This is a genomic window from Paenibacillus nanensis, assembly GCF_003583765.1.
In the GTDB taxonomy this organism is placed as follows: Bacteria; Bacillota; Bacilli; order Paenibacillales; family Paenibacillaceae; genus Pristimantibacillus; species Pristimantibacillus nanensis.
Genome location: NZ_QXQA01000012.1, coordinates 41,714 through 55,890 on the forward strand (window position 1 = coordinate 41,714; position 14,177 = coordinate 55,890).

The following is a 14,177-nucleotide window of genomic DNA, read 5'->3' on the forward strand; positions in this document are numbered from 1 at the left end:
TATGAAATCGAGGTGAGCTTCTATGTGTGGTTTTGTTGGATATTTAAAAGGCACGAAAGCGATTGACCATCAGGCAACGATTGACCATATGCTTCAAACGATCATTCATCGCGGTCCTGACAGCGGGGGTGTGCATGAGGACGAGCAGGCCGTGCTCGGCTTCCGCAGGCTCAGCATCATCGACCTGTCGACGGCGGCGAATCAACCTTTATATAGCGAAGACGGCAACATCGTGCTTGTCTTCAACGGCGAAATTTACAACTTCCAGGAGCTGCGCGGGGAACTGAAGGAGATGGGCTACACCTTCCGCACATCGTCGGACAGCGAAGTCATTATATACGGCTACCTGGCCTACGGCACCGGCGTTCTGCAGAAGCTTCGGGGGATGTTCGCGTTCTGCATCTGGGATAAGAGGAGCAACATGGCGTTTATCGCGCGCGATATTTTCGGGATTAAACCGTTGTACTACACGCGCAATACGGCGGACGGCACCTTCCTGTTCGGATCGGAGATCAAGTCGTTCCTGCCGCATCCTTCGTTCGTGAAGGAGCTGAATAAGGACGCGCTGCGGCCATATTTGACGTTCCAGTATTCGGCGATGGACGAGACGTTTTTCAAAGGCGTGTACAAGCTGCCGCCGGCGCATTTTATGATGGTTCACAATGGTTCGGTCAGCGTTCATCCTTACTGGGACAAGTCGTTCCAAGAAGAGGAGAATACGCTTGAGCATTACGTGAAGCAAATCCAAGAGACGATGAAGGAATCGGTCGCGGCTCATAAGATTAGCGATGTGAAGGTCGGCTCCTTCCTCTCCGGCGGCATCGATTCCAGTTATATTACGGCGCTGCTTCGCCCGAACAAGTCGTTTTCGGTCGGCTTTGCCGATTACGAGGCGATGTTCAACGAGACGAACCTGGCGAAGGAGCTGTCGGAGCAGCTGAACGTCCAGAACGAGCGCAAAATGGTAACGGCCGAGGAGTGCTTCGACGCCCTCCCGACGATCCAATATCATATGGACGAGCCGCATTCGAACCTGTCGTCTTTGCCGCTCTACTTCCTGGCAGAGCTTGCGCGCAAGGACGTGACGGTTGTCCTGTCGGGTGAAGGCGCAGACGAAATTTTTGGCGGATACCCGTGGTATCAGAACTCGCCGAAGATGGAGAAATACGAGAAGCTGCCGTACGGCATCCGGCGTACCGCTCATCACATCGCCAAAAGGCTGCCGAAAAACCGGGTGACGGAGTTCCTCATTAAAGGCGGCCAAAAGGTCGAGGAGCGCTTCATCGGCGAAGCGGTTATTTTCAGCGAAGAGGACGCGCTTGGCGTGCTGAAGCCGGAATATCGCAAAGGCCCTTCCGTCTACAGCATCACCGGCAAGGTGTATGACCGGGTGAAGGGCGCCGACGACGTGACCAAAATGCAGCACCTTGACCTTCATTTGTGGCTGCCGGGCGATATTTTGCTGAAAGCGGACAAAATGAGCATGGCGCATTCGATCGAGCTGCGCGTGCCGTTTCTGGACAAGCGGGTCATGGAGCTCGGGAAGAAGCTGCCGTCTCGCTACCGGGTGAACGCGATTGACACGAAATACGCGCTGCGTCAGGCGGCGCTCAAGGACCTGCCGGAGGAATGGGCGAACCGGCCAAAGCTGGGCTTCCCGGTGCCGGTCCGCCACTGGCTGCGCGAGGAGCGCTATTATAACCGCGTGAAGAAGACGTTTTCGTCGGACTATGCGAAAGCCTTCTTCAACACGGATATTCTTATCGGCTATCTCGATGAGCACTTCCATGGCCGGAAGAACCGCGCGCGTTATATCTGGACGACCTATGTCTTCTTAGTATGGTATAAACGATTTTTTATTGATGCTTAAATAGGAGTTCTACGTTAAAAGGAGATCGATGTTCTCGTGGCAAAGCAGGATTTCATTCCGGTTATATTAGGCACCGACATTAACGCGTACGGCATGGCGCGTTCCTTCCATATGGCTTACGGCGTAACAAGCCGCTGCATCGGCAAGGGCAAGCTGTTCATGACGAATTACTCCGACATTACGACGATCAAGGTTGTCGAGAATCTCGACGATCCGGCTGTCTTTGCGGATGAGATGATCGCTTTTGCCCGGGAGCTGAAGGAAGAGGCGGACAAGCTGGTGCTGGTCGCGAGCAGCGACAGCTACGCGGAGCTTGTTATCCGCAACCAGGATAAGCTGGCGCCTTATTACGAGCTGCCTTTCGTGGCGGAGAAATGGATCGATGAGCTGCTGTATAAGGATCGGTTCTATGCGTTGTGCGAGAAGCACGGGCTGGATTTTCCGGCGACGTATATCGTGACGAAAGACAATTACGAGTCCCCGCAGCTTCCGTTCGGATTTCCGGTTGCGCTGAAGCCGGCGGACAGCATCGCTTACCTGGAAGCTTCTTTCGAAGGCAAGAAGAAGGCGTACATTATTAAAGAACAGGCGGAGCTGGAGCGGACGCTGAAGGCAATCTACGGATCGACTTACACCGGTAAAATGATCGTGCAGGATTTCATTCCCGGCGACGACTCGAATATGCGCGTGCTGAACGCTTACTCCGACCAGAACGGCAAGGTTCGGCTCATGTGTCTTGGCAGACCGCTGCTCGAGGATTGCACGCCTTCTCTTGTCGGCAACTACGTCGCGATCGTGAACGAATACAACGAAGAGATTTACAAGCAGTATCAGCAGTTCCTGGAGGCGCTGGGCTACACGGGGCTTGCCAACTTCGATATGAAGTATGACGCGCGGGACGGCAAGTATAAAATTTTCGAAATCAACCTGCGTCAAGGACGAAGCAGCTTCTTCACGACGGGCAGCGGCTACAACCTGGCGAAGTTTATTGTAGAAAATCTCGTATACGGTAAGCATGAGCCGGTCGTTTATGCGAAGACGGAGCATCTGTGGCTGGGTGTGCCGAAGGAAGTGGCGCTGACGTACACCGAGGACAAGGAAGCGGTCCGTTATATGAAGAAGCTCATCAAGGAGAAGAAGTACTGCATGACGCTGCAATACGATGCGGATAAGGCGATCAAGCGCTGGTGGCATGTCCGTAAATATTACAAGCAATATGAGGACCGGTACAAACAATTTTACGAACAGAAAGGAAATCTCTAATGCCCATCGTAGACATCACGAATAAAGCGGAGTACGAGCGTTATCAGCGCTTCATCCGCACGTCTCCTTACGCGACAACGACACAGGACACGGGATGGTCCGAGGTGAAGAGCAACTGGATTCCGCTGTACGTTTATTTGGAGGAGGCGGGCGAGATCATCGCGGCCATGTCGGTGTTGATGGTGAACGCCGTCGGCGAGCAGAAGCTGGCTTACTGCTGCAAAGGTCCCGTCTGCGATCCAACCGATGTGGCGCTGGTCGACCGGCTAATGAAAGAGGCGGAGGCCGCGGCACGGGATTATGGGGCGTTCGTGCTTCGGATCGACCCGGAGACGCCATTTGACGAAGAGCTGCATAAGCAATATGCGGAGCTCGGCTACGTGCTGCGCAACCGCAACGTATCGTCGAAGGATACGACGCAGCCTCGGTTCAACATGGTGCTCGATTTGAAGGGGAAGACAGAGCAGGAGCTGCTGGACGGTTTTCATCATAAAACCAGATACAATATCCGGCTCTCGGAACGGAAAGGCGTTACCACTCGATACAGCCAAGAGTCGTCCGATCTGGAGCTTTTCCATCAATTATATGTGGTGATGAGCAACCGACACGGCATTTCGTACCGGCCGTATCCTTATTTCGCGAGAATGCTGGAGGCTTACCGCGACTACACGCGCATCTATATCGCGGAGCATGAAGGCGATACGATCGCCGCGGCGGTCGCTATCAGTTATGGGGATAAGACGTGGTATATTTACGGCGCCAGCGGCAACGAGAAGCGCAATTTGATGGCCCCGCACTTGCTGCAGTGGGAAATGATCAAGTGGGCGCTAGAGCAGGGCAAGAACCGCTACGACTTCGGCGGCGTGTTCAAGCTGGACGCATCGGATGGGCTGTATAAGTTCAAAGAGGGCTTCTGCCATCCGGACCGCTATACGGAATACATTGGCGAGATTGACCGTGTTTTCGATGAAGAAGCGTATCAGAAGTTTGTGAACCAGTAATAAGCATGGAGGTACCGACAGTTGAAAAGGTTAATAACGCTTGCTCTGTTCGCCGGCGTAATTGTAGTTGTCGTCCTGATGGCGCGGGGCGAGCTCGAGTTTGGCGGCGGCGAAGCGGGACAGACGGGAAGCAGCAACAGTCAGCAGCCGGAAAAAACGCCTGAGAACGTTAAAAAAGTTGAACAAGGTATTATTACGATTATTCATACCGATAGCGTTTCGCAGCAGCCGATTCCAGGGACGGAATTTGCGATTGTCGATGCAGGGTCGAACCAGACGATCGAGACCGTCACAACCGGGGCGGACGGCAAGGCCGTTTCATCCAAGCTGGATCAAGGCGGCACGTATCTTGTGAAAATGAACAAAATTATGACTCCGTTCGAATTGAAGGTGCAGCCGATGAGCGTCGCGCTGAATGCGGACCATCAAGAAGCCGCATTCGTAAGCGAAATCCCGGCCTTTGTCAAAGGCTATGAGTGGACGGCGGACGGCCAGCTCGATATGACGGAGGTCTATATTGATGTGCCGCTTGTCATGCAGAAGCCGGAGCTTCCGAACGGCTGCGAGATTACGTCGCTGACCAGTGTGCTGAACGGTCTCGGCTATGACTTGTCCAAAGAAGTGATGGCGGACAACTACTTGCCGCAGGAGCCGTTTTATCGCAAGGACGGCAAGCTGTACGGCGCCGATCCGAACAAAGCCTACGCAGGCAACCCCCGCGACCAGATCGCGTGGTTCTCTTACGCGCCGCCGATTATTGAAGCGGCGAATACGGTGTTCACCGAGTTCGGCGGCGACTATGAGCCGGTCGACCTGACGGGCAGCACGCGCGAGCAAATCTATGAGGAGCTGAAGCAGGGCCGCCCTGTTGTCATTTGGGTGACACTGGACCTGTCCCCGCCGAAAGTGACCTCTTCCTGGTACTTGAACACGACGGGCGAGCTCTTCAAAGCGCCGGTCAACCTGCACTGCGTCGTGCTGAACGGCTATTCGGCAAGCAACAACCGCGTTCATGTCATGAATCCGCTGCAAGGCCAAGTGACGTATGACGCGGATCAATTCTTCGCCTCTTATGACGCTTTGGGCACTCATGCACTCGTTATTCGATAAATATGAATAGAGCTAAAACCTCCGCGAATGCGCAAAGACTGCGTATCGGCGGAGGTTTTTATGTTAGGCTAAAAGTCGGCTGCTGTAGTAAGGGGCTTCGGCTTTATTGCCGGCCTGCGCTCTGCACCTGTAGTGGTGGAAAACGCCACTAGGGGGACGGTCTGACGCGTATTAGCACCTGTAGTGGTGAAAAGCACCATTAGAGGGATGACCCGAAGCGTATCAGCACCTGTAGTGGTGGAAAACGCCACTAGAGGGACGGCCTGACGCGTATCAGCACCTGTAGTGGTGGAAAACGCCGCTAGAGGGACGGTCTGATACGTATCAGCACCTGTAGTGGTGGAAAACGCCGCTAGAGGAACGACCTGATGCGTATCAGCACCTGTAGTGGCGGAAAACGCCACTAGAGGGACCGTCTGACGCGTATCAGCACCTGTAGTGGTGGAAAACGCCCGCTAGAGGGAAGGTCTGACGCGTATCAGCACCTGTAGTGGTGGAAAACAGCACTAGAGGGACGGTCTGACGCGTATCAGCACCTGTAGTGGTGGAAAACGCCGCTAGAGGGACGGTCTGACGCGTATCAGCACCTGTAGTGGTGGAAAACACCATTAGAGGGACGCCCCGACGCGTACCTGCACCTGTAGTGGTGGAAAACACCATTAGAGGGACGCCCCGACGCGTACCAGCACCTGTAGTGGTGGAAAACGCCACTAGAGGGACGGTCTGACGCGTATCAGCACCTGTAGTGGTGGAAAACACCATTAGAGGGAGGCCCCGACGCGTACCTGCACCTGTAGTGGTGAAAAGCACCACTAAAGGGACGGTCTGACGCGTAACTGCACCTGCAGTGGTGAAAAGCACCACTAGAGGGACGGTCTGACGCGTATCAGCACCTGTAGTGGTGGAAAACGCCATTAGAGCGACGACCTGACGCGTAACGAAACCTGCAAAGGTGGAAAACACAGTAAAGCGTCAGTAAGAGGCAGCCTGGCAGCCCCTCGCTCGCTATTGCCTGCTCTTCGGCGTCCGTCCAGACAGCGTGATCGAGCGCTCCACAAGCACCTGCATCGCATCGACGACGCTGCTCTCAAACTTCGGTCCAAGCTGGATGCAGGATAGCTCCGTGCAGGCCAGAATGACGCATTCGCAGCCGTGGTGCTCCTTCAGCTCATAGATGAGCGCTTGCAGCTCATCCGGCGAGAAATCCATATCCCTTTTGACATTGGAATAGATGATTTTCATCACCTGCTCCTGCATCGCTTCATCCGGCGCGTAATGCTCGAGGCCGTAACGCTCGCATGCCCGGGCGTAGACGCCGCTCTTCATCGTGCCGGAGGTGGCAAGCACGCCTACCTTAATGCCGGAGCCATAACGGTCATGAATCATCCGTACAGTCTCGTCCACCATATTAATGATCGGCACGGAGGTCATCGCTTGCATCTCCTCATAGAAATAGTGGGAGGTGTTGCAAGGGATGGCGATATGCGCCACGCCGGCATTCTCAAGCAGCTTGAGGTCGCGCGCTACCGCGTTAAGGAAGCGCTCCTCCGTACCCTCGAGAATAACCGTCGTACGATCCGGGATCGTCGCATGATTTAAGATGATCATGTCGACATGCTCCTGATCGCGCTGGGCAACCGTATTTTCGATGACTTTATCGAAAAAGACGGCCGTTGCTTTGGGACCCATGCCGCCGATGACGCCTAAGCTTTTCTGATCCATGGTCAAACCTTCTTTGATGTAAAATTAGTATTGCGCCCGGCCATAATCTCGGCCACGATCTCCGATTCGTTGAACGGAATTTCCTTCTTGCCGATAACCTGCGTAGTCTCATGGCCTTTGCCGGCGATGAGAATAACGTCGTCCTTCTCGCTCATGTTGATCGCGAATTCTATGGCTTCCCTGCGGTCTACAATACCGCGGTAGCGGCCTCCGCCGGCTTCCACAGCCGCGCACACTTCCTCGACAATGGCGTCCGGGTCTTGATCCTTCGGATTGTCCGACGTCACGATCGAGAAGTCGGCGTATTCCGCCGCGATCTTGCCCATCGCTTCCCGCTTGCCGCTGCCAAGCGCGCCCGGCGCCGCGTAGACGCCAAAGACGAGAAGGAGCCGGCCTTTGGTGAACGGCCGCAGCGTCGTTAACGCCTTCTCGAGACTGTCCTCCGTATGCGCGAAATCGATTACGATTTTAAGGTCTTTATCCTGGTAGGCGACCTCGAGTCTGCCCTTAATGCGCTCGACCGCGCGAATGCCGGCGGCCGCCAGCTCAAGGCTTATCCCGCTGCAGTACGCGCAAGCGATAGCGGCCAAGCTATTATAGACATAGATCAAGCCGGGGAGATTGACTTTCACTTCGATGCTGCCTTCCGGCGTATGCGCGACATAGGTGGTATAGTCCGCCTCGTAGCGGATATCCGACGCGCGGATATCGGCGTCTTCCTCGATGCCGTACGTGAGCAGCTTTGCTTCCTTATCCCTTACTTTATCGATCAGCTTGCGGCCGAAATCATTGTCCGCGTTAATGATGTTGTAATCGCTCGTCAGATCGAACAGCATTGCCTTCGCTTCGAAATATTCCTCCATCGTCTTATGCAATTCCAGATGGTCAGGCGTCAGATTCGTAAAGACGCCGATCCGGAAGCGGGTCGCATCGGCGCGATGAAGGCTGAGCGCATGGGAGGATACCTCCATGACGCAGTCCTGTACGCCGCTTGCGACCATATCGGCGAACATATGCTGAAGGTGCAGCGATTCCGGCGTCGTCGGCGTTGTCGACTTCGTCTGCAGCGGCTCGTTGCCGATCATCGCCCCGATCGTGCCGATCACGCCGACCGAATGCTGCGCATGCTCCAATATCGATTTGATGAAATAAGTCGTCGACGTTTTCCCGTTGGTCCCGGTAATGCCGATTAGATTCAGCTTCTCGGAAGGGTTGCCATAGAAGCGCGCCGACACTTGCGCTAATGCTTGGCGGGTATCGGATGTCTTGAGCACGGTAACCGAAGGGTCTGCCGTTACGTCCTTTTCGACCAAGACTGCCGAAGCGCCAAGCTCGATCGCTTTATCGATATAACGATGGCCGTCCACGGTGAAGCCCGAGATCGCGACAAAAAGACTTCCCTTCGTCACTTCCCTCGAATCAAACGCGATATCTGAAATCTCAATATGTAGATCACCCTGCAGGGCATTGTAATCAAGCTCTTTCACTAAGTCAGCCAGCAGCATGTTTTTCGCTCCAATCCTATAGAAAACTATTTTCTCCGTAGCTTGCTCCATAGTTTGCTCGCGATGACGGAAGCGAACGCAAGAGCGGGCTTTGGATCATTCCAGGCCCATATGGCGTAAGCTTTCGGTTTCAACAAGGAGCGAAGCACCTGCCACGCGGTCAACTGCTTCGTCCTGATGTAGTCGCGTATGGCCAGCATATCTTCGTAGCAATACCAAAAGACCCGGTTTGTGTTCTGCGTTACGGCGTGCGGTTCGAGCGGAGAGCCGGTAAGCTCCCGGTACGTGACGTAGGGGAAGTTGATGCCGACTTTGCGAAGCAGCTCATTTAGGTTCGTGATCCGGACATTCACTTCAATCAGGTAGAACTCGCCGGTATCCGCATCCTTCTTAAACTCGATTTCGGCAAAGCCCTTCCACCCGATCTTCTCAAGGAACGCGCCTCCGATTTCCAGAAGCTCCGGCACGTAAAGCTGCCCCGTATAGACCGATGCGCCGAAGTTAATCGGGAATTGTCTAAATTTCTGGCAGGAAACCCAGTGCGTTACTGTCGAATTCTGATTCAAGTACGCGTCAAAAGTATACATATGATCATCAAAGCCGGGAATAATTCGTTGAATGATAATGTCGAGCCCGGCATGCTTCGCTTTCTCAATCGCTTCCAGCAGCTCCTGGCGGTTATGCGCTATAAATAGCTTTCGGCGAAACACGGCCACAAATGACGGTGAATCGGTCGGCTTTACGACGCAGGGATACTTAAGCTCCTTCTCAACCCTGTCCAGGTAGCCGTCATCGCCAGGGCGAACGGTCTCCGGCACTTTCACCCCATGCCGGGCTGCCAGCCGGTGCAGCGACTCCTTGTTCATGACTTCCGTGTATAAGCCTTGTTTGGTCTGCGGGATTAGATACAGCTCGCGCAGCTCCTCGAGATGCTCGTCGATGACCTCTACGTACGAATCATGGCAAGGAATAAGAACGGGAGGGACCTCCTGCTGCCTGCCATATTCCTTCAGGAACGCGATGAACGCATCCTTGTCTTCTTTGTAGTGGGGAGCGATGAGACGCTCGGACGTAAATTTCGATGCGGCGCCGTAGGCGCGGTTGGCCGAATGATCGATAGCTACGGTATGTATGCCGTACTTGCCCAGGCAGCGAATAGCGCTAAGACCGATATAATAATTGCATCCAAGAATGACCGCTTTATGACCCATAAGAGTTATCCCGCCATTCTATCGGGGTATGAAACCAATTTTACTGTATCGCTTCTTATATTACAATTACACGAACGGTGATAATGAGCGAAAGAACGCCCTAGGAAAATGGTACTATAAAATGGAATAAATAACCTTTATTTGTCGAATGGTGCCTGAAAATTGTAGCCATTCATCGACAAGATTTTACAAACACTTCGGAAAGTACCGAGTATAATGGTACTATTACCGCATGATTACTAGATAAGGAGTGTGCCTCGAAGCGATTATGGATAAAAAACACCTGCTCAGACAGTTGCAATCGCTTCGGCAAAAGCTGCACGAAACCGCCGAGGCCAGGGGCAGTCTGACGGACCCTGCAGTCTTGGCTATTAGTGAGGAAGCTGATCAATTAATTGTTGCGCTTCAGCATATTCAACGTAACGAATTCGTGATGTCATCATTACACCGGGACAAACAATAAATAGCGTCTAACGACCACGCAGCCTACGAAAGAATCGGGTGAGCAGCAATGCGCAATCCGTCTGCAGGATGCCGCTTGTGAGCTCCGTTTCGTGATTGAAACGGGGCTCTTGTAGTAGGTTCATAAGCGTGCCTGCGCAGCCGGCCTTCGGGTCGGGCGTGCCGTAGACGACCCGTTTCACGCGGGATTGCACAATCGCGCCGGCGCACATCGGACAAGGCTCCAGCGTTACATACAGCGTACAGTCCAGCAGCCGCCAGGCTCCGATCCGGTCGCAGGCGTCTCGAATCGCCACAAGCTCGGCGTGAGCGGTGGGATCATGCTTGGTCTCCCGCAAATTGTGGCCGCGGCCAATGATTTCGCCGTCGCGGACGATCACGGCTCCGATCGGCACTTCGCCGATGCTTTCGGCTTTCTCGGCTTCCGCGATCGCCTCGAGCATCCAGCGCTGGTCTTCTTCTTCTCTTCTCATCTTGCGTTCGTCTCCTTGGGGATATAGGGATAGGGAACAAGTGCTTATACAACGAACATCTATTCCGATGTTAACATACTGTTGATAACATTGTGGATAACTTAACATATATACACAAACTTACCCACAATCCATCCACTGCTGTGCATAACTTCTGTTGATTTTGTGCATGAAGTGTGAATAGTGAATTGGAACTAATGCTTTCCGATCATCTCAGGAAGGATGTGTCGTTCATTGTCGATCAAGACTAAGCTGTCGCTAGCGATAACGCTTGTGTTATTTTCCGTCATCATTCTCTATCACCTGTTCAGCGAATATTCGATGGTGAACGGAATCAAGGATCTGATGAAGGATTCGATGGAGCATACCTCCATCCAAGCGGCAGAGTTTATAAAGGACTATGAAGAAACATCCAAACAGAATAACGCCGATTCAGCGGACCCTGTTTTTCTGCTCGATTTGCTGCAGACGGTTAATCCTTACATTAAAGAAATTACCGTCTTTCAGAAAAACAATTTGATGGTCGTATACGGCACCTACACCTATTCTGATGCTAACAACGATCCGGCAAATGTGCAAGCGATGGATTCCGGCGAATTTGCGCTTCGGAACTTCAACAGGGACGGCGAGAAGCTCTTAAGGAGCTATTACGCGAGCGACCAGCTTGGCGATTACGTAATAAGTATGGTGTATGACCGGTCCAGTATTACAACCTTAGTCGATATGAAGCAGGATTATACGCTTTTGTATACCGGTATCTTTCTTCTTGTCATGATGGTTGTGCTCTATTGGTTCGTCGGTTTCATGATTCGCCCGCTGAAGGATATCCTATGGAAGGTGAATGAGGTATCGTCCGTCCGTTTTCATAAGCCGATTCAAATTAAACGCAAGGACGAATTCGGCCTTCTGGCTTTGAAGATCAACGCGATGTCCCAGAATCTGAGCATTTATATGGACAAGCTTCGAAAAGCTTTCGAAGAAAACCGAAGAATGAAGGAGCATTTGGAGTCGTTCATTAATCACTCGAATGACGCGATCCATCTCATGGATCTGGACGGCAAAGTCATTCAGGTGAACCGCGCTTTCGAGCAGCTGTTCGGCTACGAGGAGTCGGAGGTGCTCGGCATGAGGTATCCGACCGTTCCGGAATCGCATCGGATGGAGAATCGCCAAATGATCGGCCTGCTGCTCGCGGGCAAAAATCTTCCCGCGCAAGAGACGATGCGCGTCACGCGGACGGGCGAGATGATACCGGTCAGCGTCACGGTGTCTCCGATTCGCGACTCCGACGGCTCGATTCGCGCCTTTGCAAGTATTTGCAGAGATATGCGCAGCCGCAATCGGATGGAGGAGCTGCTTCGCCGCTCGGAGAAGCTTACGACCGTCGGTCAGCTCGCGGCAGGCGTCGCGCATGAGATCCGCAATCCGCTTACAACGCTGCGGGGCTTTCTGCAGCTGCAGCTGCAGAGCAAGTCGCTTAACCTTTCCCACGTCACCTTAATGCTGTCGGAGCTCGACCGCATTAACCTCATCGTCGGCGAGTTTCTCATTCTGGCGAAGCCGCAGGCGACCAAATTTGTGACCAAAGATGTCCGGGACGTGCTGCAGGATGTGCTGCTGTTCCTCGACAGCGAAGCGCATCTGCACAATATTGTGTTCCGCACGGTCATTACGGAAGAACAGTGCTTGATCTCCTGCGAGGAGAATCAGCTCAAGCAAGTATTCATTAATCTGCTCAAGAACGCAATCGAGGCCATGCCTGGAGGCGGGCCGATCCATATTTCGATTCAAAAGAAAGGCGGCAGCATTGCCATATCGATTACAGACGAGGGGGTTGGGATTCCGGAAGAAATGATCTCGAAAATCGGCGATCCTTTCTTCACAGGCAAGGAGACAGGCACAGGACTAGGCATTATGGTCAGTCAGCGCATTATTAACAGCCATCAGGGAACGCTCGATATTCAAAGCCAGGTGAATGTCGGAACATCCGTGAAGCTGACGCTCCCGGCTTTGAATGTTGGTGAAAGCTTGGCAAAGCAAGAAGCATAGAAATCATTGCGCAGGGGGAGTCTGTTTTGGAACGGACAGCGTTAATTGCTGGGGCGACGGGGCTTGTCGGAAGCGAGCTTGTAAAGCTGCTTTTGGAGCGTCGAACGTACAAAAAAATTACGGTGCTGGTGCGGAAGCGAATGAATATGGCTCATCCGCGTCTTGAGCAGCTCGTTATCGATTATGATGAACTCGAGAAGGTGCCTGCCGATAAGTTCGAAGGCGCCGATCTCTATTGCGCATTAGGTACGACGAGGAGAAAGGCTGGCTCGAAGGAGCAGTTTGAACGTGTGGATTACGGCTATCCGATGACGCTGGGCCGGTTAGCTAAGCGTTATGGAACGGAGCGTATGCTTGTCGTGTCGGCTATGGGAGCGGACGAGAAATCGATTTTTTTCTACAGCCAAGTGAAGGGAAGGCTTGAACGGGATTTGCAGGCGCTGTCATTGAAACGGCTTCACTTCTTCAGGCCGTCCCTTATCATAGGAAACCGTCAGGAGCACAGGTTCGGCGAGGAGCTTGCGGCCAAGCTGGCGCGATGGCTGCCGTTTCTATTCCAGGGCCCGATGCGCAAGTATAAGCCGATTTCGGCCAAGCAGATCGCGGAGGCGATGCTGGTCGCGGCGATGTCTCGCGAAGACGCGCCGCTCATCATTCCTTCGGATGAGATCGCGGCTCTGGCCAAGCGGTTGCGCAACGTCTCGCTTTAGTGTAGGATACGCTACAATGAGGTGAGTCAGCAGTGAGAATTAATAAGTTTATTAGCGAGACAGGCTACTGCTCGAGAAGAGAAGCGGACAAGCTGGTGGAGAGCGGTAAAGTTACGATTAACGGCGTCGTGGCGGAGCTTGGAAGCCAAGCGGAAATCGGCGACGATGTTCGTATTGGGGGCCGGCGGATCGGCGCGCATAAGCGCCATGTCTATATCGCCCTGAACAAACCGGTAGGCATTACGAGCACGACAGAGCAGCATATAAAAGGGAATATCGTCGACTTTGTCGACCATGCCGAGCGGATCTTTCCGATCGGACGCTTGGATAAGGATTCCGAGGGGCTGATCCTGCTTACGAATGACGGAGATGTCGTGAATCCCATCCTGCGTTCCGAGGGAAAGCATGAGAAGGAGTATATCGTCACGGTCGATAAACCGATTAACGATGCGTTTGTGAAAGGCATGTCGGAAGGCGTCAAAGTGCTTGGAAGCTTAACGCTCCCATGTAAGGTAACACGCGTGGCCGAACGGACCTTCCGAATTATTTTGACCGAGGGGCGGAACCGCCAAATTCGGAGAATGTGCGAAGCGTTCGGATACCATGTCCGCAAGCTGAAGCGGGTTCGGATTATGAACATCCGCCTGGGCGAGCTGCCGACCGGGAAGTGGCGCGATCTGACGGAAGACGAGCGCCGCGAGCTGTTCGCGATTCTCCGCTATACACCGCAATAAGGGCGTGCCCTAGCAGGCGAAAAAAAGAACCTCCATTCCCGCATTTGTCGGGATGGAGGTTTTTTCG

12 protein-coding genes are annotated in these 14,177 nt (G+C 53.4%); 8 read left to right on the plus strand and 4 right to left on the minus strand.

Features of this window, described 5'->3' with window-relative positions:
* The first annotated feature begins 22 nt into the window (after window positions 1-22).
* The 4 genes from asnB to D3P08_RS17880 are packed head-to-tail and all read left to right on the plus strand — an operon-like array spanning window position 23 to window position 5,244.
* Window positions 23-1,870, plus strand: coding sequence for an asparagine synthase (glutamine-hydrolyzing) (gene asnB, locus D3P08_RS17865; RefSeq protein ID WP_119601078.1), 1,848 nt, complete (start codon window positions 23-25; stop codon window positions 1,868-1,870).
* 36 nt (window positions 1,871-1,906) lie between these two features.
* Window positions 1,907-3,133, plus strand: a complete 1,227-nt coding sequence (locus D3P08_RS17870; protein WP_119601079.1) for a carboxylate--amine ligase — start codon at window positions 1,907-1,909, stop codon at window positions 3,131-3,133.
* Window positions 3,133-4,134, plus strand: coding sequence for a lipid II:glycine glycyltransferase FemX (locus D3P08_RS17875; protein ID WP_119601080.1), 1,002 nt, complete (start codon window positions 3,133-3,135; stop codon window positions 4,132-4,134). The genes D3P08_RS17870 and D3P08_RS17875 overlap by 1 nt, the downstream gene beginning before the upstream one ends.
* Window positions 4,135-4,155: 21 nt before the next feature.
* Window positions 4,156-5,244, plus strand: coding sequence for a C39 family peptidase (locus D3P08_RS17880; RefSeq protein WP_119601081.1), 1,089 nt, complete (start codon window positions 4,156-4,158; stop codon window positions 5,242-5,244).
* 1,005 nt (window positions 5,245-6,249) lie between these two features.
* On the opposite strand, the gene cuyB is transcribed toward D3P08_RS17880, so the two are convergent.
* The 3 genes from cuyB to D3P08_RS17895 are packed head-to-tail and all read right to left on the minus strand — an operon-like array spanning window position 6,250 to window position 9,682.
* Complete coding sequence (gene cuyB, locus D3P08_RS17885; RefSeq protein ID WP_119601082.1) at window positions 6,250-6,966, minus strand: cysteate racemase; 717 nt, start codon at window positions 6,964-6,966, stop codon at window positions 6,250-6,252.
* A gap of 2 nt (window positions 6,967-6,968) precedes the next feature.
* Window positions 6,969-8,471: a UDP-N-acetylmuramoyl-L-alanyl-D-glutamate--2,6-diaminopimelate ligase gene (locus tag D3P08_RS17890; RefSeq protein ID WP_119601083.1), complete on the minus strand. Its 1,503-nt coding sequence runs from the start codon at window positions 8,469-8,471 to the stop codon at window positions 6,969-6,971.
* Between the two features lie 26 nt (window positions 8,472-8,497).
* Window positions 8,498-9,682, minus strand: a complete 1,185-nt coding sequence (locus D3P08_RS17895; protein WP_119601084.1) for a carboxylate--amine ligase — start codon at window positions 9,680-9,682, stop codon at window positions 8,498-8,500.
* Between the two features lie 268 nt (window positions 9,683-9,950).
* Here D3P08_RS17895 and D3P08_RS17900 point away from each other — a divergent pair, with 268 nt between their 5' ends.
* Window positions 9,951-10,145 (plus strand): aspartyl-phosphate phosphatase Spo0E family protein, encoded by a 195-nt coding sequence (locus D3P08_RS17900; protein ID WP_119601085.1) that lies wholly within the window; start codon window positions 9,951-9,953, stop codon window positions 10,143-10,145.
* Window positions 10,146-10,152: 7 nt separating this feature from the next.
* Here the strand turns inward: D3P08_RS17900 and tadA are convergent, their stop codons facing one another.
* Window positions 10,153-10,617 (minus strand): tRNA adenosine(34) deaminase TadA, encoded by a 465-nt coding sequence (gene tadA / locus D3P08_RS17905; RefSeq protein ID WP_119601086.1) that lies wholly within the window; start codon window positions 10,615-10,617, stop codon window positions 10,153-10,155.
* A gap of 234 nt (window positions 10,618-10,851) precedes the next feature.
* Between tadA and D3P08_RS17910 the strand changes: the two genes are divergently transcribed.
* The 3 genes from D3P08_RS17910 to rluF are packed head-to-tail and all read left to right on the plus strand — an operon-like array spanning window position 10,852 to window position 14,110.
* Window positions 10,852-12,666 (plus strand): PAS domain S-box protein, encoded by a 1,815-nt coding sequence (locus D3P08_RS17910; RefSeq protein ID WP_240647633.1) that lies wholly within the window; start codon window positions 10,852-10,854, stop codon window positions 12,664-12,666.
* Between the two features lie 26 nt (window positions 12,667-12,692).
* Window positions 12,693-13,376: an NAD(P)H-binding protein gene (locus tag D3P08_RS17915; RefSeq protein WP_119601088.1), complete on the plus strand. Its 684-nt coding sequence runs from the start codon at window positions 12,693-12,695 to the stop codon at window positions 13,374-13,376.
* A gap of 32 nt (window positions 13,377-13,408) precedes the next feature.
* Complete coding sequence (gene rluF / locus D3P08_RS17920; RefSeq protein WP_119601089.1) at window positions 13,409-14,110, plus strand: 23S rRNA pseudouridine(2604) synthase RluF; 702 nt, start codon at window positions 13,409-13,411, stop codon at window positions 14,108-14,110.
* Window positions 14,111-14,177 lie beyond the last annotated feature (67 nt).